General features: G+C 61.3%; 18 protein-coding genes and 1 pseudogene. 8 read left to right on the plus strand and 11 right to left on the minus strand.

The window, feature by feature from the left end:
- Positions 1-146 precede the first annotated feature (146 nt).
- Positions 147-1636, plus strand: a pseudogene (locus SJY08_RS07440) (NAD(P)H-hydrate dehydratase).
- 25 nt (positions 1637-1661) lie between these two features.
- On the opposite strand, the gene SJY08_RS07445 reads toward SJY08_RS07440, so the two are convergent.
- The 3 genes from SJY08_RS07445 to uvrA form a co-directional block, all read right to left on the minus strand.
- On the minus strand, positions 1662-3323 hold the full coding sequence (locus SJY08_RS07445) for a Na/Pi cotransporter family protein (RefSeq protein WP_377275194.1): 1662 nt from the start codon (positions 3321-3323) through the stop codon (positions 1662-1664).
- Positions 3324-3475: 152 nt separating this feature from the next.
- A complete protein-coding gene (locus SJY08_RS07450) occupies positions 3476-4279 on the minus strand; it encodes a DUF72 domain-containing protein (protein ID WP_377275195.1) in 804 nt (267 codons plus the stop codon).
- 96 nt (positions 4280-4375) lie between these two features.
- Positions 4376-7297: an excinuclease ABC subunit UvrA gene (gene uvrA / locus SJY08_RS07455; protein ID WP_300890509.1), complete on the minus strand. Its 2922-nt coding sequence runs from the start codon at positions 7295-7297 to the stop codon at positions 4376-4378.
- Between the two features lie 268 nt (positions 7298-7565).
- Between uvrA and SJY08_RS07460 the strand changes: the two genes are divergently transcribed.
- Entirely contained in the window at positions 7566-8108 is a 543-nt protein-coding gene (locus SJY08_RS07460) for a single-stranded DNA-binding protein (RefSeq protein ID WP_300890510.1), read from the plus strand.
- 122 nt (positions 8109-8230) lie between these two features.
- Here the strand turns inward: SJY08_RS07460 and SJY08_RS07465 are convergent, their stop codons facing one another.
- Positions 8231-8860: a MarC family protein gene (locus SJY08_RS07465; protein ID WP_054148128.1), complete on the minus strand. Its 630-nt coding sequence runs from the start codon at positions 8858-8860 to the stop codon at positions 8231-8233.
- A 195-nt stretch (positions 8861-9055) separates the two neighbouring features.
- On the opposite strand from SJY08_RS07465, the gene gyrA reads away from it, so the two are divergent.
- Positions 9056-11857: a DNA gyrase subunit A gene (gene gyrA / locus SJY08_RS07470; RefSeq protein WP_054148127.1), complete on the plus strand. Its 2802-nt coding sequence runs from the start codon at positions 9056-9058 to the stop codon at positions 11855-11857.
- Between the two features lie 171 nt (positions 11858-12028).
- On the opposite strand, the gene SJY08_RS07475 is transcribed toward gyrA, so the two are convergent.
- From SJY08_RS07475 to SJY08_RS07485, 3 genes are all read right to left on the minus strand, one after another.
- The gene (locus SJY08_RS07475) at positions 12029-12163 is read right to left on the minus strand and encodes a hypothetical protein (protein ID WP_256367283.1); all 135 of its coding nucleotides are present in this window, start codon (positions 12161-12163) and stop codon (positions 12029-12031) included.
- A gap of 59 nt (positions 12164-12222) precedes the next feature.
- Positions 12223-12375, minus strand: a complete 153-nt coding sequence (locus tag SJY08_RS07480; RefSeq protein WP_153762199.1) for a hypothetical protein — start codon at positions 12373-12375, stop codon at positions 12223-12225.
- 83 nt (positions 12376-12458) lie between these two features.
- A complete protein-coding gene (locus SJY08_RS07485; RefSeq protein WP_153762198.1) occupies positions 12459-12617 on the minus strand; it encodes a hypothetical protein in 159 nt (52 codons plus the stop codon).
- 210 nt (positions 12618-12827) lie between these two features.
- Here SJY08_RS07485 and coaD point away from each other — a divergent pair, with 210 nt between their 5' ends.
- The 5 genes from coaD to tgt all read left to right on the plus strand — a co-directional run bounded on the left by coaD (position 12828) and on the right by tgt (position 16790).
- Positions 12828-13322, plus strand: coding sequence for a pantetheine-phosphate adenylyltransferase (coaD, locus tag SJY08_RS07490; protein WP_377275196.1), 495 nt, complete (start codon positions 12828-12830; stop codon positions 13320-13322).
- Positions 13323-13349: 27 nt separating this feature from the next.
- Positions 13350-13919 (plus strand): peptidylprolyl isomerase, encoded by a 570-nt coding sequence (locus SJY08_RS07495; protein ID WP_377275197.1) that lies wholly within the window; start codon positions 13350-13352, stop codon positions 13917-13919.
- Positions 13920-13959: 40 nt separating this feature from the next.
- Positions 13960-14469 carry a peptidylprolyl isomerase gene (locus SJY08_RS07500; RefSeq protein WP_069041377.1) on the plus strand — a complete coding sequence of 170 codons (510 nt, stop codon included), beginning with the start codon at positions 13960-13962 and terminating at the stop codon, positions 14467-14469.
- Between the two features lie 92 nt (positions 14470-14561).
- Positions 14562-15656 (plus strand): tRNA preQ1(34) S-adenosylmethionine ribosyltransferase-isomerase QueA, encoded by a 1095-nt coding sequence (gene queA / locus SJY08_RS07505; protein WP_377275198.1) that lies wholly within the window; start codon positions 14562-14564, stop codon positions 15654-15656.
- Positions 15657-15659: 3 nt separating this feature from the next.
- Complete coding sequence (gene tgt, locus SJY08_RS07510) at positions 15660-16790, plus strand: tRNA guanosine(34) transglycosylase Tgt (protein ID WP_069041379.1); 1131 nt, start codon at positions 15660-15662, stop codon at positions 16788-16790.
- Positions 16791-16835: 45 nt separating this feature from the next.
- On the opposite strand, the gene SJY08_RS07515 is transcribed toward tgt, so the two are convergent.
- From SJY08_RS07515 to SJY08_RS07530, 4 genes are all read right to left on the minus strand, one after another.
- Positions 16836-17270 carry a DUF4864 domain-containing protein gene (locus tag SJY08_RS07515; RefSeq protein ID WP_069043809.1) on the minus strand — a complete coding sequence of 145 codons (435 nt, stop codon included), beginning with the start codon at positions 17268-17270 and terminating at the stop codon, positions 16836-16838.
- A 112-nt stretch (positions 17271-17382) separates the two neighbouring features.
- A complete protein-coding gene (locus SJY08_RS07520) occupies positions 17383-18657 on the minus strand; it encodes a TRAP transporter large permease (protein WP_083229547.1) in 1275 nt (424 codons plus the stop codon).
- Between the two features lie 9 nt (positions 18658-18666).
- Complete coding sequence (locus tag SJY08_RS07525; RefSeq protein WP_377275199.1) at positions 18667-19224, minus strand: TRAP transporter small permease; 558 nt, start codon at positions 19222-19224, stop codon at positions 18667-18669.
- Between the two features lie 81 nt (positions 19225-19305).
- Positions 19306-20286, minus strand: a complete 981-nt coding sequence (locus SJY08_RS07530; RefSeq protein WP_377278507.1) for a sialic acid TRAP transporter substrate-binding protein SiaP — start codon at positions 20284-20286, stop codon at positions 19306-19308.
- Between the last annotated feature and the right edge of the window lie 16 nt (positions 20287-20302).

Consider the following 20302-nt stretch of genomic DNA (forward strand, 5'->3'; position numbering starts at 1 on the left):
GCTATACCACTAACATGCTGGCCTCCTTGCGCATTTTCTGATCTTAAAGCCTGCAAACTAGGCATTTGCACAGAAAGACATCAATTGCCTTTGCCTAAAATCGTGCAGCGTTGCGCAAGGCGTGGATTCTGCTCTAACCTTGATCCATGACCCGCCCAAGCAAGCACGCCCGCCCCGAGATCCTTCTGACACCGAATGCCATGGCCCGTGTGGATGCGGCCGCTGCTTCGTCTGGGATCGACAGCTTTGGGTTGATGCTGCGTGCGGGGGAGGCGGTCGCGGCGGCAGCCCTTCGTCACTTTCCCGGAGCCTTGAGGTTCGTGATCTTCTGCGGGCCGGGAAACAATGGCGGAGACGGATATGTCGCGGCTTCTGCCCTGGCGCGCTCGGGCGCCGATGTCCACGTCTACAGTCTGGTGGAGACGGCGGCGCTCAAGGGAGATGCCGCTCGCGCGCATGCCGCCTGCCCACTTCCGGTGATGGCCATCGAGCGGTTCCACCCTGATGCAGGCGAGGTGATCATCGATGCACTGTTCGGGGCGGGCCTGACGCGGGATCTTCCGGACGCCGTGCAGGCGCTCATCCGCATGATCCGCGAGGCGGGACTGCCTGTGCTTGCCGTTGATCTTCCGTCCGGCATCGACGGTGCAACGGGGGAAATCAGGGAGAATCCTTCGAAGCTAGCCACACTGTGACCTTCATGACGAGGAAGCCTGGGCATGTGCTCCTGCCAGGGCGTCTCCAATGCGGGCCCCTTGAAGTTTTCGACATCGGCATTCCCCGGCGGATCGTCGAGGCGGACGCCCGACCGCTCTGGATCAACGGTCCTGCGATCTGGGCCGGGCATGCCCGACACAGTTCGGCGCACGACCACAAGTACCGCCGTGGCCATGTGACTGTGTTTTCCGGTCCGCAGACGGCGACCGGGGCAGGGCGCCTTTCCGCGGAGGCTGCGTTGCGGGCTGGTGCCGGACTGGTGACGCTTGCGTCGCCATCGGAGGCGCTTGCGACCAATGCCGCCCACCTGACGGCCGTGATGCTGAGTTCGGTCGACGGTGTCGATGACTTGTCCGAATGGCTGTCCGACACGCGCCGCACCACATTCGTGCTTGGCCCGGGTTTCGGTGATCGGCATCGTGCCTGCGCTTTTGCGGAGATGATCGGCCGGGCCGGACGCACGCTCGTTCTGGATGCCGACGGTATCACTGCCTTTGCGGGTGCCGCTGAGCGATTGGACGCGATTTTCAGTACCAATGAGCCGAGACTGGTCGTCACGCCGCATGAGGGCGAATTTTCACGCCTCTTTCCGGAGATTGCGGCGGACCGCAGCTTGGGCAAGTTGGAAAAGGCGCTGGCCGCTGCCAAGTGCCTGGGTGGCATCGTCGTCTACAAGGGAGCGGATACCGTGATTGCGGCGCCGGACGGGCGCTCAGCCATTGAGGAAAAGGCGCCTGCGACCCTCGCTACTGCCGGATCGGGTGATGTCCTTGCCGGCATCATTGGTGCAAGGCTGGCCAATGGGATGCCGGCGTTCGAGGCGGCCTGTGCGGCTGTCTACCAGCACGGTCAGGCGGCGCTCCGTGCCGGTCGCACGCTGACGGCCGAAGACCTGATCACCCAGATCCAGGCGGACTAGGCGTCAGCAACCTCGACTTTAGCGCTCACAACTCCGCCGGTTGCATGAGGCGGCTGCGCCGCAACATGCCTTCGCCCTCGAGCAAGGGATAGGCGATCGAGACGAAGAGGGAATTGATCTCTTTCAGATCGCGCATGGTGTCGATATGCAGCGAGCTCGATTCGAAACTTGCGGCATTGCCCTGGCGCAGGCGCTGAAGATGGCTCTCCTCGCTGGTCTTCACCAGGTTACGGATCGCTTCCTTGCGGGCGACGAGCTGGCGGGCATGCTCGAGATCGCGGGTGACGAGCAGGTTGAAGGCGAGGTGGGCATTCTTCACCACCTCGTTGTGCATGGCGCAGAGCTCCGCCCAGCCCTCGGCCGAGAAGGCGACGTTGCGCTCCTTCTTCTTGCGGGCGCGTGTCAGCATGTTCTGCGAGATGATGTCTGCCGCCTGCTCGATCTTGATCGTCGCGCCTAAGAGGTTCTGGCATTGCGCTGCCGACGTCTGGTCGAGTGCGGTTGCGGAAATGCGGGCGAGGTAGAACTTGATGTCGCGATGGATCGTGTCGATCTGGTCGTCGAGCGTTTCAATCCGCTCCATCTTCTTTGGATCCCAATGCTCGAAGAGATCGAAGATGCCGTCCAGCATCACCTCTGTCTTGTCGCAGACAGCCAGAACCTCACGCGTCGCGTTGGAGATCGCCTGCTGCGGATTGCCGAGATCCAGCACGTTCAGGGCCGAAAGACGATCGTCATTGGCCGGCCGCTCCTCGCTGCGGGCGAGCATGCGCTCCAGAAGGCCTGCAACGAGCCCGGCAAAGGGCAGACCGAGCACGAGCACGGCGCCGTTCATCGCCAGATGCACCATGACGACGGCATCCCCGGGAAGGGCGGCAAAGACCGTCGGGCTAATCGCAAACACAAACTGGGCCGCGAGCGCGATCAAAGTCATCATCCCACGGATCACAACATTGCCGAGCGGCACGATTCTGGCGTTCGGCGCGGCATTCTTGGTGAGCAGTGCAGCGATAATGGCGGCGCCGAAATTGATGCCGAGCACCAACGGAATGATCAGCGCATCCGGCAAGAGATGCTGGTCGGCGAGCGAAGCGACCAGGAGGACGGCGGCGACACTGGAATGGAAGGCCCAGGCGAGCAGGGCTGCGAGCGCAAAGGCGCTGATCCAGTCGCTGGCGAGATAGTTGAAGAGCACGGGCAGTATCCGGCTCTCGCGCAGCGGTTCCGACGCCTCGCCGATCAGTCTGAGAGACAGGAGCAGCAGGCCGAGACCGAACAGGATGCGGCCAATCTGCCGCCAGCCACGCGCCTCGGATGTTCGGAAGGCGACGGTGCCCGCGAGAAGCAGAACGGGAACAAGCAGCGAGAGATCGTAGCGCAGAATGCGCACGACAAAGGCAGAGCCGAAGTCGGCACCAAGCAGGGTCGCTACACCGATGGCCGGCAGCACATAACCGGCTGCGGAAAAGGACGAAACGATCAATGCGACGGCAGTTGCACTTTGCAGCGCTACCGCGAACAGAAAGCCTGCGAATGCCGCCGAAAAGCGGTTGCCGACGGCATGCCGGAGCTTGTCCTTCAAAACGCCGCCATAGGCGCGCTCGATCCCGGTGCGTACCATGCGGGTCGCCCAGAGAAGCAGCGCAACGGCGCCGGCGAGATGAATGAAGACGGCAATGCCCGACATGAAAGTGCCCCGAAAATTCGCAATGGTGGACGCGCACGTCCAAAACGGAAACCATGCCGGCCGAGGCCGCGGTCTTGTCCGCGACTCTGCGACCGAGCCTAGTCCAAATTCGCCATTGTCACAAATTGATGACTTTCAGTCGGCTGGAGCGCTCAACCAACCTTCTTTTGCAGTTCCATCGCGCCGCGCGGCGCATTCACCTTGCCGCCGGAGATGAAGAAGGCAAAGACGTCGCGAGGTTTTTTGGTCGCTGCACTGTCTTTGGCAATCAGCGGGAGATCGTCGGGCACACCGCCGCTAGCGTAGGTTTTCAGCCGTTCTGACCAGGCATCGAGTTCCGCCGGTGGGTAGCAGGTCGGCGTCTCGTCCGTGCCCTTTTGCAGCCGTGCATAGACGAAATCGGCCGTCGGATCGGCGAACATCGGGTAGTCGTGATGATCGGCGCAGACAGCGGCCACGCCATGGCGCCTCAGCATCTCGATGAATTCTGGCACCTGGAAGGAAGCATGACGCGGCTCGACGACATGGGTGAGGGGACGACCTTCCAGGGTCTTCGGCAGAAGCGCCAGAAAGGCTTCGAAATCCTCGGGCTCAAACTTCTTCGTCGCCATGAACTGCCAGAGGATTGGTCCGAGATGATCCCCGAGTTCGGCAATTCCCTGGTTGACGAATTTCTCGATCGACGGACCGGCCTCGGCCAGCACCTTGCGGTTGGTGCAATAGCGGCTTGCTTTCAGCGAAAAGACGAAACCCTCCGGCACCTCCGATGCCCATTTGGCGAAGGTCGCCGGCTTCTGGCTGGAATAGTATGTGCCGTTGACCTCGATCGCAGTCAGCTGCCGGCTGGTATAGTCGAGTTGCCGCTTCTTGGGCAGATCGGACGGATAGAAACTGTCGTCCCAGGGATCGAAGGTCCAACCACCGATGCCGGTGCGGATCGTGCCGGATTTGGTCATGAAACCTCTCTTGCGAAATAAATTTAGGCAACTGGCTAAACAAAGAAATACCAGCTTAGTAGCCGAGACGCCCCAGCGTTCGAAAGCGCGGGCGGATCACTCCGCCGCCTGCACCTTCTTCACCGGCCGCCGCTGCAAAAGCTCCTTCAGAAACTGCCCGGTATAGGAGGCCTCGACCTTCACCACCTCTTCCGGTGTGCCCTGGGCGACGATCTGGCCGCCGCCATCGCCACCTTCCGGACCGAAATCGAGAATATAATCGGCGGTCTTGATGACCTCGAGATTGTGCTCGATCACGACGACAGAATTGCCCTGATTAACCAGTTCCTGCAGCATTTCCAGGAGCTTGGCGACATCGTGGAAATGAAGGCCAGTCGTCGGCTCGTCCAGGATATAGAGCGTGCGGCCCGTCGAGCGCTTCGACAGTTCCTTAGCCAGTTTGACGCGCTGCGCTTCGCCGCCCGACAGCGTGTTTGCCTGCTGGCCGACCTTGATATAGCCGAGGCCAACATCAAACAGCGCCTGCAGCTTGTCGCGCACCGCCGGCACCGCCTGGAAGAATTCGACACCTTCCTCGACCGTCATGTCGAGAACGTCGGCAATCGACTTGCCCTTGAAGGTTACGTCGAGGGTCTCGCGGTTGTAGCGCTTGCCGTGGCAAACGTCGCAGGTGACATAGACGTCGGGCAGGAAGTGCATCTCGATCTTGATCACGCCGTCGCCCTGGCACGCTTCGCAGCGGCCGCCCTTGACGTTGAACGAGAAGCGACCGGCCTGGTAGCCGCGCGCCTTGGCTTCCGGCAGACCGGTGAACCAGTCGCGGATTGGCGTAAAGGCACCGGTATAGGTCGCCGGATTGGAGCGTGGGGTGCGCCCGATCGGTGACTGGTCGATGTCGATCACCTTGTCGATGAATTCGAACCCGTCGATCCGCTCGTGCTCTGCAGGATTTTCGCGCGCACCCATGACACGGCGGGCCGCCGCCTTGTAGAGCGTCTCGATCAGGAAGGTCGACTTGCCGCCACCCGACACGCCGGTGACTGCCGTGAACACGCCGAGCGGGATCGAGGCGGTGACGTTCTTCAGATTGTTGCCCTTGGCGCCGACGACCTTGATCTGCTGGCCCTTTTTCGGCTTGCGCCGTTGGGCTGGGACACTCACACCCATCTCGCCGGTCAGGTACTTGCCCGTCAGTGATTTCGGATTGGCCATCACGTCCTGCGGCGAGCCCTGCGCGATCACCTGGCCGCCATGGATGCCGGCCGCCGGGCCGATATCGACGACGTAATCGGCGGTCAGGATCGCATCCTCGTCATGCTCGACGACGATCACGGTGTTGCCGATGTCGCGCAGGTGTTTCAGCGTGTCGAGGAGCCGCGCGTTGTCGCGCTGGTGCAGGCCGATCGACGGCTCGTCCAGCACATAGAGCACACCCGTCAAGCCGGAGCCGATCTGCGATGCCAGACGAATGCGCTGGCTTTCGCCGCCAGACAGTGTGCCGGAATTTCGCGACATGGAGAGATAGTCGAGGCCGACATCGTTGAGGAAGCGCAGTCGCTCGCGGATTTCCTTGAGCACGCGCACGGCGATCTCGTTCTGCTTATCGGTCAGCTTCGCCGGCAGCTCCTCGAACCAAGAGCCGGCATTGCGGATCGCCATGTTCGTCACCTGGCCGATATGCAAGCCATTGATCTTGACGGCCAGCGCCTCCGGCTTCAGGCGGAAGCCATTGCAGGCCGGGCAGGGGGCGGCCGACATGAAGCGCTCGATTTCCTCGCGGGCCCAGGCACTGTCGGTCTCCTTCCAGCGCCGCTCGAGGTTCGGCACGATGCCTTCGAAGGTCTTGGTCGTGGTGTAGGAGCGCGCACCATCGGCATAGTGGAAGTCGATCTTCTCCTCGGTGCCGTGCAGGATCGCCTTCTGCGCCGCCTCTGAAAGATCCGACCACTTGGCCGTCAGCTTGAAGCCGAAGGCCTTGCCCAGCGCTTCCAGCGTCTGGTTGTAATAAGGCGAGCTGGATTTGGCCCAGGGCGCGATTGCTCCGTCGTTCAGCTTGCGATGCACTTCCGGAACGATCAGCGCTTCATCGATCTTCTGCTGCGAACCAAGGCCATCGCATGTCGGGCAGGCGCCGAAGGGATTGTTGAAGGAGAAGAGGCGCGGCTCGATTTCCGGAATGGTGAAGCCGGAGACGGGGCAGGCGAATTTCTCCGAGAACAATACGCGTTCATGCGTTTCGTTCAGCGACTTGTTGGCCGAACCGCCGGCAGATGTTTCCTCTGGCGGCAGCGGCTTGTCAGCAAATTCCGCGACCGCCAGGCCGTCGGCCAGCCGAAGGCAGGTTTCCAGACTGTCAGCCAGGCGGCTCGCGATGTCAGGCCGCACAACCACGCGGTCTACGACCACATCGATATCGTGCTTGTATTTCTTGTCGAGCGTCGGGGCCTCGGCGATTTCGTAGAACTGTCCGTCGATCTTGACGCGCTGGAAGCCCTTCTTCATCAGCTCGGCGAGTTCCTTCTTGTACTCGCCCTTGCGGCCGCGGATCATCGGCGCGAGGATGTAGAGACGGGTGCCTTCCTCGTAAGCGAGTATCCGGTCGACCATCTGGCTGACCGTCTGGCTCTCGATCGGAAGGCCGGTCGCCGGCGAATAAGGCACGCCGACACGCGCAAACAGCAGGCGCATGTAGTCGTAGATCTCGGTGACCGTGCCAACCGTCGAGCGCGGGTTGCGCGAGGTCGTCTTCTGTTCGATCGAGATCGCCGGCGACAGACCCTCGATCTGGTCGACGTCTGGCTTCTGCATCATCTCGAGGAACTGGCGGGCATAGGCCGAGAGGCTCTCGACGTAGCGGCGCTGCCCCTCGGCATAGATCGTGTCGAAGGCGAGCGACGACTTGCCTGAGCCGGACAGCCCGGTCATCACGATCAGGCTGTTGCGCGGCAGATCGAGGTCGATGCCCTTCAGATTGTGCTCGCGCGCACCACGGATGGAAATGGTCTTGAGTTCGCTCATGTCAGGCTCTGATCGGCAAAGGGAAGGGGACGGTCCTTGGGAGAACTGTCCTTATGTAGGCAACGGCGCCGTTGAGTCGAGGCACAAGGCGCAACGGCTGTGGAATTTCGATTCTGTTGACAGGATCATAGAGAAATACTAGAACAAATAAAGAACATTTTCGCTGTGGATTTAGCCGCCTGTTCTCCCACTCGCGGGAACGGATGGGATAAGGTGGCATTTGATTGGATTTTGAACGCCGCGGCGGCGCGGCAGTAAGGTGAGTGTCATGGCTGGTAGCGTCAACAAGGTCATTCTGATCGGCAATCTCGGTGCCGATCCCGAAATTCGCCGGACCCAGGACGGCCGGCCGATCGCCAACCTGCGCATCGCGACCTCGGAAACCTGGCGCGACAAGAACAGCGGCGAACGCAAGGAAAAGACCGAATGGCATTCGGTCGTGATCTTCAATGAAGGCCTCTGCAAGGTTGCCGAACAGTATCTGAAGAAGGGCTCGACCGTTTACATCGAGGGCCAGCTGCAGACCCGCAAGTGGCAGGACCAGAGCGGCGCGGACCGTTACTCGACGGAAGTCGTGCTGCAGGGCTTCAGCGGCAACCTGACCATGCTTGGCGGTCGCGGTGATGGCGGCGGCGCCTCGCGTGGCGGCAATGACTTTGGCGGTGCCGATTACGGCGGCGGCGGTGGCTACGACGGCGGCTACGGTTCGCCTGCACCTTCGCGTGGCGGCGCCTCCGGTGGCGCAAGCCGAGGCGGCAGCGCCCCTTCCGGCGGCTTCTCCCGCGATCTCGACGACGACATCCCGTTCTGAGAACAGGCCGGATCAGATGAAAAATGGGGGCCTCGGCCCCCATAATCATTTGCGGTCAATGCTGGTCTGCAAGTCGCCCGCCCGAAGGGAATTCGGCAATTGGCGAATTGCCTTCGGGCCTGTCAGCCAGCGAAGGCGGACTTCACGCCATCGACGACAAACTGGACCGAAAGCGCGGCCAGCAGCACGCCCAGCAGACGCGTGAGCAGCGCGCGGCCAGTCACTCCGAGGAACTTGTTCAGCCTTTCTGCGAGGTAGAGCGATACCAAGACGAGGCCGAGGACCACGGCGATGACGGCAATCAGCTGCAGCTTTCCGATCCATCCGTCCATCGTACCCGAGATCAGCACGGTGGCCGATATGGCGCCGGGGCCGGCGATCAGCGGGATGGCGAGCGGGAAGACGGCGAGGTTGTGGATGTGATCCTTGGTGATCGCATCGCCTGTCGTCTTTTCCTTCCGCTCGTTGCGCTTCTCGAAGATCATCTCGAAGGCAATGGCAAACAGCATCAAGCCGCCGGCGATGCGGAAGGCGCCCATGGAAATGCCGAGCGCGCCGAGAATGGTGGCGCCGAACAGCGCAAAGACGGTCAGGATGGCGAAACCCATCACGGAGCCGCGAATGGCAACCTGCTGGCGCTGCTCGCGCGTCATGCCCTGGGTGAGGCCGAGGAAGAGCGGGGCCAGCCCCGGCGGATCGACGGTGACCAGCAGGGTCGTCAGCGCGCTGATCATCGTTTCTGTCATCGCCATGGTGTATCTTTCTCCTGTCCAGGCACGCATAAAGCCGAAGCCTTGGTGGCCTTGCAAGGCTGGCCCCCAAGATATTGACGAAAATGCCTTTCCCAGGCCGTAAAAGCCTGTTTATAACCGGCCTCGAAATTGGCGCGCGCGCGCGTGTTCCGCTATAGATTTCCCAGTGATTCCGAACAGAGATCGTGACCTGATTTGACTGAGCAAAGCACTCCCGGCGGCGGCAAGTTCCCGCAAGGCATCGAGCCTATTTCCATCATGGAGGAAATGCAGCGGTCCTATCTCGATTATGCGATGAGCGTGATCGTGAGCCGCGCACTTCCCGATGTGCGTGACGGGCTCAAGCCCGTGCACCGCCGTATCCTTTACGGCATGAACGAGCTCGGCCTCGACTGGAACAAGAAATACGTCAAGAGCGCCCGCGTCACCGGTGACGTCATGGGTAAGTATCACCCGCATGGCGACTCCGCGATCTATGACGCGCTCGCCCGTATGGCGCAGCCATGGTCGCTGCGCATGCCGCTGATCGACGGCCAGGGCAATTTCGGCTCCGTTGACGGCGATCCGCCGGCAGCACAGCGTTACACGGAATGCCGCCTGCAGAAGGTCTCGCACGCGCTGCTCGACGACCTCGACAAGGAAACGGTCGACTTCCGCGACAACTATGACGGCACCATGTCGGAGCCGGTCGTCGTTCCTGCCAAGTTCCCGAACCTGCTGGTCAATGGTGCGGGCGGTATCGCGGTTGGCATGGCCACCAATATCCCACCGCACAACCTGGTGGAGGTTCTCGACGGCTGCACGGCGCTGATCGACAATCCGGCGATCGAGCTGCCGGAACTGATGCAGATCATTCCGGGTCCCGACTTCCCGACCGGCTCCATGATCCTCGGCCGCTCGGGTATCCGGTCTGCCTATGAGACGGGTCGCGGTTCCGTGGTCCAGCGCGGCGTCGCCCGCGTTGAGCCCATGCGCGGCGACCGCGAGCAGATCATCATCACCGAGATCCCCTACCAGGTGAACAAGTCGACGATGATCGAGAAGATGGCCGAACTCGTGCGCGAAAAGCGCATCGAGGGCATCTCCGACCTGCGCGACGAATCCGACCGCGATGGCTACCGCGTCGTCATCGAGCTGAAGCGCGACGCCAATGCCGATGTCATCCTGAACCAGCTCTACCGTTACACGCCGCTGCAGACCTCCTTCGGCTGCAACATGGTGGCGCTGAACGGCGGCAAGCCGGAACAGCTGACCCTGCTCGACATGCTGCGCGCCTTCGTCAACTTCCGCGAGGAAGTCGTCAGCCGCCGCACCAAGTATCTGCTGCGCAAGGCACGTGACCGGGCCCATGTCTTGGTCGGTCTCGCGATTGCCGTTGCCAATATCGACGAAGTCATTGCGCTCATCCGCAAGGCGCCGGATCCGGCAACCGCCCGCGAACAGCTGATGACGCGCCGCTGGCCGGCCCATGATGTCGAATCGTTGATCCGCCTGATCGACGATCCGCGCCACCGGATCAACGAGGACCTCACCTACAACCTGTCGGAAGAGCAGGCACGCGCCATTCTCGAACTGCGTCTCGCTCGCCTGACGGCACTCGGACGCGACGAAATCGATGAAGAGCTGAACAAGATCGGCGCGGAGATTTCGGACTATCTCGACATCCTCTCGTCGCGCGTTCGCATCCAGCAGATCATCAAGGATGAATTCACCGCTATCCGCGACGAATTCGGCACGCCGCGCCGCACCCAGATCGTCGATGGCGGTCCCGACATGGACGACGAGGATCTGATCGCCCGGGAAGAGATGGTGGTCACCGTTTCGCATGCCGGCTACATCAAGCGCGTACCGCTGACGACCTACAGAGCCCAGCGCCGTGGCGGCAAGGGTCGCTCCGGCATGGCGATGAAGGACGAGGATTTCGCGACCCGCCTGTTCGTCGCCAACACTCACACGCCGGTTCTGTTCTTCTCCTCGCGCGGCATCGTCTACAAGGAAAAGGTCTGGCGTCTTCCTATCGGTACGCCAACCTCGCGCGGCAAGGCGATGATCAACATGTTCCCGCTGGAGCCCGGCGAGCGTATCACCTCGATCATGCCGCTGCCTGAGGACGAGGCAAGCTGGGGCAATCTCGACGTCATGTTCTCGACGACCCGTGGCACGGTTCGCCGCAACAAGCTGTCCGACTTCATCCAGGTCAATCGCAACGGCAAGATCGCGATGAAGCTCGAGGAAGAGGGCGACCAGATCCTCGGCGTCGAGACCTGCACCGAACATGACGACGTGCTGCTGACGACGGCCCTTGGACAGGCGATCCGCTTCCCGGTCGACGAAGTGCGCGTCTTTGCCGGCCGCAACTCGATCGGTGTCCGTGGTCTGACCTTGGCCGATGGCGACCGGCTCATTTCGATGACCATTCTTGCGCATGTCGATGCCGAACCGTGGCAGCGTGCGGCCTATCTCAAGCGTTCGGCAGCCGAGCGCCGGGCCATGGGCGTCGACGAAGACGATATCGCCCTGGTCGGCGAAGAAGTCGGCGCCGAAGGCGAGTTGTCGGAAGAGCGGTATCAGGAGCTCAAGGCCCGCGAGCAGTTCGTGCTCACGGTCTCCGAGAAGGGCTATGGCAAGCGCTCTTCGTCCTACGATTTCCGTACCTCCGGTCGTGGCGGCAAGGGCATCCGTGCTACCGACACGTCTAAGACGGCGGAAATCGGCGAGCTGGTTGCGGCCTTCCCGGTCGAGGAAACAGACCAGCTGATGCTCGTCTCGGATGGCGGCCAGCTTATCCGCGTACCGGTCAACGGTATCCGCATCGCCAGCCGTGCGACCAAGGGCGTGACGATCTTCTCGACCGCCAAGGATGAGAAGGTTGTTTCGGTCGAGCGCATCACTGAACCGGAAGCGGATGACGAAGTCATTGAGGCTTCGGAAGGCGTCGATGGCGAGGGCACTGCTGCTCCGGTCGAAGACGCAGGCGGCGAGGCCCCTACGGAATGACATCTGGCCGGCCCGCAAGGGCCGGTTTCTCCATTCATCAATCGACAAACGAAAAGCCCGCCGGATTGTGATCCGAGCGGGCTTTTTGCTGGAGGTCTGCATCAAGTTTGACGCGGTCTTGTTTTTGGGCCGGTGTGTGGATCCACCGACTGTGACCGCTTGGGATCGGTCTCAGAAGGCCTTGCGGCGCTCCATCATGGCCCGGAAATCGTCGTTTTCGCGCTTCAAGGCCGTGAGCGCCGAGGCGACCGAGGCGACGAACATGCCGCTGATCAGAGCAGCCAGAACAGACAGGGTGATAAACATGTCATTCCTTTCTTTCTCAGCGTGTCGTTGCGTTTCTAGCGGCGAAAACTCGTATCCGATTAGTGGCCGAAGCTATGGTAACGGGCCGTCATCGGGGGGCCGTAGAATGCAGCGTCACTGCTATCCTTGATGTAAAAGGTTGCAGAGGTGGCAACCATGGCAGTCATCATCATCATCCATACGAGGTTGATCAGGGTAACTTTGTCATGCATTGCTTTAGTCCTTTGAATGCCGGCATTCGCTGCCGTAAAATGCTTGCGTGCGGAAATAGTTCCCGCACAGTGTAGGAAGACGTTTAGCGGGATGCGCCTGAAGTCCTCTTGAACGTGTCGTTCATCTCCCGTTCATCTTCGCAGTCCAATGGCGACAGCTCCATCCAGTCCCGCGCGACCATCAGCCCAAGCTCGATGAGCAGAGACGCGGCGATGGCGGAAGCGATCAGAAGAGCGAGCATTGGAACGTCCTTGAACTGTCTCGGTTTGGTTGACGATTCGAACTTAGTTATCTCGGCCTGAAGCACGCTTGAATGGCGCGTTCATCTGCGGTTCAGCGGTCTGACCCGGAGCGCCATTTGGGAAATACGTGACAAAGACGCGCGCTCAGAGTGCTTGCGATCAGCCGCCTTCCGTGACAAAAGGCGAGCGAAACCAACCGACGGGTTCTCATGGCGAGTGCATTTTATCCTGGCTCTTTCGATCCGATGACCAACGGCCACCTGGACGTAATCGTTCAGGCGCTGAACATCAGCGATCGCCTGGTGGTCGCAATCGGAACGCATCCGGGAAAGACGCCGCTGTTTACCTACGAAGAGCGTGCCGATCTGATCCGTGCGTCGCTTGTTGCAGTTCTGCCGGACAGGGCAGGGGACCTTGAGGTCGTGTCCTTCGCCGACCTCGCCGTCGATGCCGCCCGCAGGCATGGCGCCCGGATCATGGTGCGCGGTCTGCGCGACGGAACCGATTTTGACTACGAGATGCAGCTTGCCGGCATGAATGCCACCCTGGCGCCGGATCTGCAGACCGTCTTTCTGCCGGCGGCAACCGCCTCGCGGCCCATAACCGCCACATTGGTCCGCCAGATCGCCGCCATGGCTGGCGATGTCGGCTCCTTCGTGCCGGCCCCGGTGCTGGCTGCCCTCAATTCCAGATACGGCCGCTGAGCCGCAATTTTCAGAACGGGAGTGATCATGAAGCTCGTCCAACTCGCAACCGCATTCCTTCTGGCTGTAGTCGGTTTCGGCTCCGCCCAGGCCCAGTCCAACGAAGACTTCCTGACCATCCAGCTGAAGGACGGTCCGGTCGTGATCCAGCTGATGCCGGACGTGGCACCGAAGCACGTTGCGCAGATCAAGGATCTCGCCGCCAAGGGCGAATATGACAATGTCGCCTTCCACCGCGTGATCGAAGGCTTCATGGCCCAGACCGGCGACGTTCAGTTCGGTGATATGGAAAACGGCTTCGAGCCGGGTCGTGCCGGTACCGGCGGCTCCAGCCTGCCCGACATCGAGGCTGAATTCTCGAGTGTGCCCTTCGAGCGCGGCACCGTCGGCATGGCGCGCAGCCAGGACCCGAACTCTGCCAATTCGCAGTTCTTCATCATGTTCGCCGAAGGCGGCTTCCTGAACGGCCAGTACACGGTCGTCGGCAAGGTCGTGTCCGGCATGGAATATGTCGACAAGATCAAGCGCGGCGAAGGCGGCAACGGCGAAGTCACCGACCCGGACCGCATGGTCAAGGTCACCGTCGGTCGCAACTGATATCAAAAGGGCGCTACGCCCCAATCCAAGGAGAAACACCATGGCCGAGATCAAGGATCCGGAAAACACCATCCTGATGGAAACCACCAAGGGCAAGGTCGTCATCGCGCTCTTCCCGGATCTGGCCCCCGGCCATGTCGCCCGCATCAAGGAACTGTCGCGCGAAGGCGCCTATGACGGCGTTGTCTTCCACCGCGTCATCCCCGACTTCATGGCCCAGACCGGCGACGTGAAGTTCGGCAAGAAGGGCGGATCCGACTTCAACCCCGGCCGTGCCGGCATGGGCGGCTCCGACAAGCCGGACCTGAAGGCTGAATTCTCGGCCACCCCGCATGTGCGCGGCACCTGCTCCATGGCGCGCTCGCAGAGCCCGAACTCGGCCAACTCGCAGTTCTTCGTCTGCTTCACCGACGCACCCTGGCTGAACAAGCAGTACTCCGTCTGGGGCCAGGTCATCGAAGGCATGGACATCATCGACCAGATCAAGAAGGGCGAGCCTGTCAGCGATCCCGATTCGATCGTCTCGATGAAGGTTGCCGCCGACGCCTGATCGGCTTAAAGCCACACGAAGCCCGCCTCGGTGCCTGGCACCCGGGCGGGTTTTCGCGTTTAGATCTTCCACCCACATTCTGACAGACAGCGATGCGTGTAGACCTCTTCGACTTCGATCTTCCGGACGACAATATTGCGCTCAGGCCCGCAAGCCCGCGCGACCATGCCCGCTTCCTGGTGGTACGGCCGAATGCCACGCAGGTGCTCAAAGACCACCATGTTTACGACCTGCCGTCGTTCCTGAGACCTGGCGATGCGCTTGTGTTCAACGACACAAAGGTTATCCCGGCCCAACTCGAAGGCATCCGCCATCGTGACGGCGCGGAAGAGATCGCGGTCTCCTGCACGCTGCATATGCGGGTTGGTGCCTCCAGATGGAAGGCCTTTGCCAAGCCCGGCAAGCGCATCAAGCAGGGTGATCGCATCGATTTTGGTCTAGGGCAGGGCGAGGGTGCCGCCTGCCTCACGGGTTCCCTCGTTGCGACCGTCGCCGAAAAGGGCGAGGCGGGCGAAATCGACCTCGCCTTCGATCTCTCGGGCCCCGACCTCGATCAGGCGATCGCTACCGTCGGCCACATTCCGCTTCCGCCCTATATCGCAGCCAAGCGGCCGGAAGATGAAATGGATCGCGCCGACTACCAGACCATTTATGCCCGCGAGGAGGGTGCGGTTGCGGCCCCGACCGCCGGCCTGCATTTCACACCCGACCTCTTCGCCAAACTCGATGCCGCCGGCGTCGAGCGCCATTTCGTCACGCTGCATGTCGGCGCCGGCACTTTTCTGCCCGTCAAGGCGGATGATACCGCCGAGCACAAGATGCACGAGGAGATCGGCTATATCTCGCCGTCGACGGCCGCCGCGCTGAATGCCGTGCGTGCCCGTGGCAACCGCATCATCGCCGTCGGCACCACCTCGCTGCGGCTGCTTGAAAGTGCTGCGCTTGACGATGGCACCATCCCCGCCTGGTCGGGTGCGACCGGCATCTTCATCACGCCCGGCTATCGGTTCAAGGCAATCGATATGCTGATGACCAATTTCCACCTGCCCAAATCCACGCTCTTCATGCTGGTATCCGCCTTTGCCGGCCTCGACACGATGCGGGACGCTTATGCCCACGCCATCGAGACCGGCTACCGCTTCTATTCCTACGGGGATTCCAGCCTGCTCTTCCGGAAAGACGACTGACCGATGTCCGAGAATTTCACGTTCAATCTGAAGGCCACCAGCGGCAAAGCCCGTCTCGGCGAGATCACCATGCCGCGCGGCACGGTCCGCACACCGGCCTTCATGCCCGTCGGCACCGTCGGCACGGTCAAGGCCATGTATCTCGACCAGGTCAAGGAAGGCGGCGCCGATATCATTCTCGGCAATACCTATCACCTGATGCTGCGCCCAGGCCCCGAACGCGTCGCCCGCCTCGGCGGCCTGCATGAACTGATCCGCTGGCCGGGTCCCATTCTCACCGATTCGGGCGGCTTCCAGGTCATGTCGCTGTCAGGCCTGCGCAAGCTCGATGAGCAAGGCGTCACCTTCAAGAGCCATGTCGATGGCTCGCTGCACCATATGTCGCCGGAACGCTCGATCGAGATCCAGGGCCTGCTCGACAGTGACATCCAGATGCAGCTCGACGAATGCGTGGCGCTGCCCAACGAGCCGCGCGAGATCGAGCGCGCCATGGAACTGTCGCTACGCTGGGCCGAACGTTGCCGCGTCGCCTTTGGCAATCAGCCCGGCAAGGCCATGTTCGGCATCGTTCAGGGTGGCGACCAGCCGGCGCTTCGCATCCGCTCGGCAGAGGGCCTGAAGCAACTCGACCTCAAGGGTTACTCGATCGGCGGTCTCGCCGTCGGCGAACCCCAGGCCGTCATGCTCGACATGCTGCGCATCACGCTGCCAGTGCTGCCCACCGAAAAGCCGCGCTACCTTATGGGCGTTGGCACGCCGGACGATATGCTGAAATCGGTCGCTGAAGGCATCGACATGTTTGACTGCGTCATGCCGACCCGCTCTGGTCGCCATGGCCTCGCCTTCACTCGTCGCGGCAAGGTCAACATCCGCAATGCCCGACATGCCGAAGACATGCGCCCGCTGGACGAGCAGTCGTCCTGCCCGGCGACCCGCGACTACTCGCGCGCCTATCTGCATCACCTCGTGCGTTCCAATGAAGCGCTCGGCGGCATGCTCTTGTCCTGGAACAACCTCAGCTACTATCAGGAACTGATGCAAGGCATCCGCCAGGCGATCGCGGAAGACCGGTTCGAGGATTTCAAGGCCGAAACGATCGAGATGTGGGCACGCGGCGATATCGACCCGGTCTGATAAAGGTCAGGGCAGGGCGGTCATGCCGCCCACCCATCTTTCAGATCAGATGCCCTGACTGTTCGTTTCGCGCTTGATGCGGACACCGTTGATGGCGAACTGCCCATCGCGCTGGCGCTTCAGCTCGTAATAGACGGCCCAGTCCTTGCCGTCAGGCGCCGAGATCAGCACTTCCTGATAGGCGACCGTACCGTCGGGTGAGACCTGGTTGCGGCCGAAGGCGTAGTTGCCCGGTCTGTAGACGGGGCCATAGCTCTTCTTCACCATATCGAAGAAGCGCTCGGCATTGGGGAACACCGACTTGATCTCCGGCGAGGCGAAGGAATAGGCGGTCGTCGCATCGTCATTGAGGAAGGCTGCGATCTGCTGCTCGATCACGTCCTTGGCGAGACCCGCGGCCTCGGTCTTAGCATCCTGCTGGGCAATGGCCGGGGCAGCGAGCAGGCCGGCCATGAGAAATAGGGCAACTCCAATCCGCATGCGCATCATCATCCCCTTGTTTCAGGAAGTCCGAAATAAAAGGATAGGCCGATTCGTGACAATGGGAAGTCCGTTCAAGCGGATGTGAGCGGGGCATGCTCACATCCGCCGCTCAGCGGTACCAAAGTGTGGGCAGCCAGAGTGTCAGATCAGAAAACACCGTAATCAGCATCAAGACGGCGAAGAGAGGGATGAGAAAGGGTGCGGTCGCTTTCACCGTTTTCTCGATCGACAGGTTGGACACCCTGGCCAACACGAACAGAACCATGCCGATCGGCGGCGTGATCAGGCCAATCATCAGGTTGAGGACCATCACCACACCGAACTGAACCGGGTCGATCCCGACATGCAGGACGGCCGGCATCAGGATCGGCACAAGGATCGAAATCGCTGCGATCGTCTCCATGAAGCAGCCGACGATCAGAATGATCACATTGATGATCAACAGCAGCATGATCGGGTCATCGGTGATCGTCAAAAGCAGTGCCGTGAACTGCGCCGTGACCTGGGTTACCGTCAACACCCAGCCGAACAGCGAGGCAGCCGCGACGATGACGAGGACAGACGCCGTCGTTTCGATCGTCTGGATCGAAATCTGGTAGAAGCGTTTCACCGACAGGGTCCGATAGACGACAAAGCCGAGGATCAGCGCCCAGGCACAGGCCGCAATCGCAGCCTCCGTCGGCGTGAAGGCCCCTGTGGCGATCCCGCCGATGATGATTGCCGGTGTGAGCAGCGCGGGTACGGCGTTAATGAAACTCGTTGCCAGCACGCGCAAACGAAAGGCCTGATCTGCGCCGATCTTGTGCCGCCACGAATACCAGGTGATGTAAAGCATCAGGGAGCCGGCCATCAGCAGGCCCGGAATGAAGCCTGCGGCGAACAGCTGTCCGATCGAGACATTCGCCATCACCCCGAAGATCACCATCGGCAGGGACGGGGGGATGATCGGTCCAATCGTCGACGATGCGGCAGTCACACCGACGGCGAGGTGATCATTGTATCCGCGGTCCCGCATGGCCTTCACTTCGATCGTGCCGAGCCCACCCGCATCCGCGACGGCCGCCCCTGACATGCCTGCGAAAATCACAGATGCAATCACGTTGACATGGCCGAGTCCGCCCTTCAGCCAGCCGACGGCCGCCGTGGCAAAGTCGAAAATCCGGTTGGTGATCCCGGCGGAGTTCATCAAATTTCCCGCCAGGATGAAGAAGGGCACGGCAATCAGCGGAAAGCTGTCAACGCCCCCCACCATCCGGTGCAGTACGACGAAGTCCGGAAGATTGCCGATGAAATGCGTATAGGCCAAGGAGGCTCCGCCGAGTGCGACAAAGACCGGGACGCTGATCAGGAGCAGGACGAAGAAGACAACAAGAAGAAGGACCATAGCCAGACCTCAATCGAACATCTGCGAGGGATCCGACACCGGATCCCAGCGACGCTTGGCATTGGAGATGAAGGCCTGAACAGCCCTCCAGAGGATCAACAGGCAGCCGACGAGCACGCCGCCATAGACCACGCTCATCGACACATCGATCACGGTCATCCGCTGGATCATCATGCGCTGGGTCAGGTTCCAGGCGAACCAGACGAGCAGGATCACGAAGCCGAGCGTGATGACATCCGCGATGCAACGCATGATCCTTGCCTGCGGACGGGGAAGCATGTCGACGATCACCTCGACGGCGATATTGGTTCGTCGCCTGAAGACGATGGCGGCGCCAAAGAAGGTCACCCAGATCAACAGATAGCGCCCGATTTCTTCCGTCCAGGCAACGGAATCATTCAGGACGTAGCGGCTGAAGAATTGCAGAAAGGTGACGCCGCCGAGAAGCCAGAACAGGCAGAAGGCCAGAACATCATCAACGCGGAAAACAATGGGCGGATCGGCCTCGTCTTCCAGATGCAGCATGGTGGCTGCGTTCACAGGCTCGTCAATCGGCTCGTGTGTCATGTGCCTTGCTCCGCGCTGGCTGGCCACTGAAGCGGCTGCGGCGCCGGGCGCCACAGCCAGAGATCCTGAACGCGCGAAGTGTCAGAGCGCCTGCAAGGCGTCGTATTGCTCCTTAGACCAGCCGGCGCCGGCCTCCGGATCGTTGTGCAGAGGCACAGCCGCATCGATGAATGGTTGGCGATCCACCTCGACAACCGTCTTTCCGAGGCCCCGGAACTCGTCGGCAAGACGGCCTTCTGCGGCACGGATCTCATCCGTCGCGCGGGAGGCGGCCTCTTTCAGGACCTCATCCATGACAACCTTCTGCTCATCGGACAACTGCCCCATGACATGGCCACCGACGATGGTCAGGAGCAATTCCGTGATATGGCCGCTGAGCATGATATGGCTCTGTACCTCGTAGAACTTCTTGGCCATGATCGTCGGCAAAGGGTTCTCCTGGCCATCGACCGTGCCCTGCTGCAGGGCGAGATAGACTTCGGCAAAGGCGATCGGGGTGGCATTCGCACCGACAGACTTGGTGAACATCAGGAAGAGCGGAGCGGGCGGGACGCGAAGCTTCATGCCCCTCATGTCATCGGGCTTGGTCACTTCCCGGTTCGCTGTCAGATGCCGCTGGCCGTAATAGGTCAACGCATGCACCTTGTGGCCGGTCGCAGAGTCGTAGCCGCCCGCAATATCCTTGAAGAGGTCGCTGTCGCGATAGGCTTGCCAGTGGTCGAAATCCCTGAGAATGAAGGGGGCATTGGAGATCGCGATCGGCTTGTGGATGGCGCCGGCGAAGGCAACGCCGGTGTAGATGATGTCGACGGTCCCGAGGCCAAGTCCCTCGTTGATCTGGTTCTCATTGCCGAGTTGCGAGGCCGGAAAGACAGAGATCGAGATCTCGCCATTGGTCCGCTTCTTGATCTCCTCGGCCGCCCACATCGCTTGCGTGTGATAGGGCTCGCCGGTCTCGTATACATGCGCCCATTTGAACTCCATGGCCGCCTGTGCCGGTGCTGCGAAAATGCCTGCCAATGACAGTGTGGCGAGCGCCAGGGTGGCGCCTCTGCGCGTCAGTTTCATGATCAGTCCT

Origin of the sequence: Rhizobium sp. R86522 (assembly GCF_042466255.1) — a bacterium.
Taxonomy (GTDB): Bacteria; Pseudomonadota; Alphaproteobacteria; order Rhizobiales; family Rhizobiaceae; genus Allorhizobium.

Excerpts from the sequence above, each read along its gene's own strand:
- tgt (WP_069041379.1), top strand. The coding sequence starts at position 15,660 with ATGTCCGAGAATTTCACGTTCAATCTGAAGGCCACCAGCGGCAAAGCC.
- SJY08_RS07460 (WP_300890510.1), top strand. The coding sequence starts at position 7,566 with ATGGCTGGTAGCGTCAACAAGGTCATTCTGATCGGCAATCTCGGTGCC.
- SJY08_RS07475 (WP_256367283.1), bottom strand. The coding sequence starts at position 12,163 with ATGTTTATCACCCTGTCTGTTCTGGCTGCTCTGATCAGCGGCATGTTC.
- SJY08_RS07485 (WP_153762198.1), bottom strand. The coding sequence starts at position 12,617 with ATGCTCGCTCTTCTGATCGCTTCCGCCATCGCCGCGTCTCTGCTCATC.
- SJY08_RS07515 (WP_069043809.1), bottom strand. The coding sequence starts at position 17,270 with ATGCGGATTGGAGTTGCCCTATTTCTCATGGCCGGCCTGCTCGCTGCC.
- SJY08_RS07525 (WP_377275199.1), bottom strand. The coding sequence starts at position 19,224 with ATGACACACGAGCCGATTGACGAGCCTGTGAACGCAGCCACCATGCTG.
- SJY08_RS07445 (WP_377275194.1), bottom strand. The coding sequence starts at position 3,323 with ATGTCGGGCATTGCCGTCTTCATTCATCTCGCCGGCGCCGTTGCGCTG.
- SJY08_RS07465 (WP_054148128.1), bottom strand. The coding sequence starts at position 8,860 with ATGGCGATGACAGAAACGATGATCAGCGCGCTGACGACCCTGCTGGTC.
- SJY08_RS07520 (WP_083229547.1), bottom strand. The coding sequence starts at position 18,657 with ATGGTCCTTCTTCTTGTTGTCTTCTTCGTCCTGCTCCTGATCAGCGTC.
- SJY08_RS07495 (WP_377275197.1), top strand. The coding sequence starts at position 13,350 with ATGAAGCTCGTCCAACTCGCAACCGCATTCCTTCTGGCTGTAGTCGGT.
- uvrA (WP_300890509.1), bottom strand. The coding sequence starts at position 7,297 with ATGAGCGAACTCAAGACCATTTCCATCCGTGGTGCGCGCGAGCACAAT.
- coaD (WP_377275196.1), top strand. The coding sequence starts at position 12,828 with ATGGCGAGTGCATTTTATCCTGGCTCTTTCGATCCGATGACCAACGGC.
- SJY08_RS07450 (WP_377275195.1), bottom strand. The coding sequence starts at position 4,279 with ATGACCAAATCCGGCACGATCCGCACCGGCATCGGTGGTTGGACCTTC.
- SJY08_RS07500 (WP_069041377.1), top strand. The coding sequence starts at position 13,960 with ATGGCCGAGATCAAGGATCCGGAAAACACCATCCTGATGGAAACCACC.
- SJY08_RS07480 (WP_153762199.1), bottom strand. The coding sequence starts at position 12,375 with ATGCATGACAAAGTTACCCTGATCAACCTCGTATGGATGATGATGATG.
- queA (WP_377275198.1), top strand. The coding sequence starts at position 14,562 with ATGCGTGTAGACCTCTTCGACTTCGATCTTCCGGACGACAATATTGCG.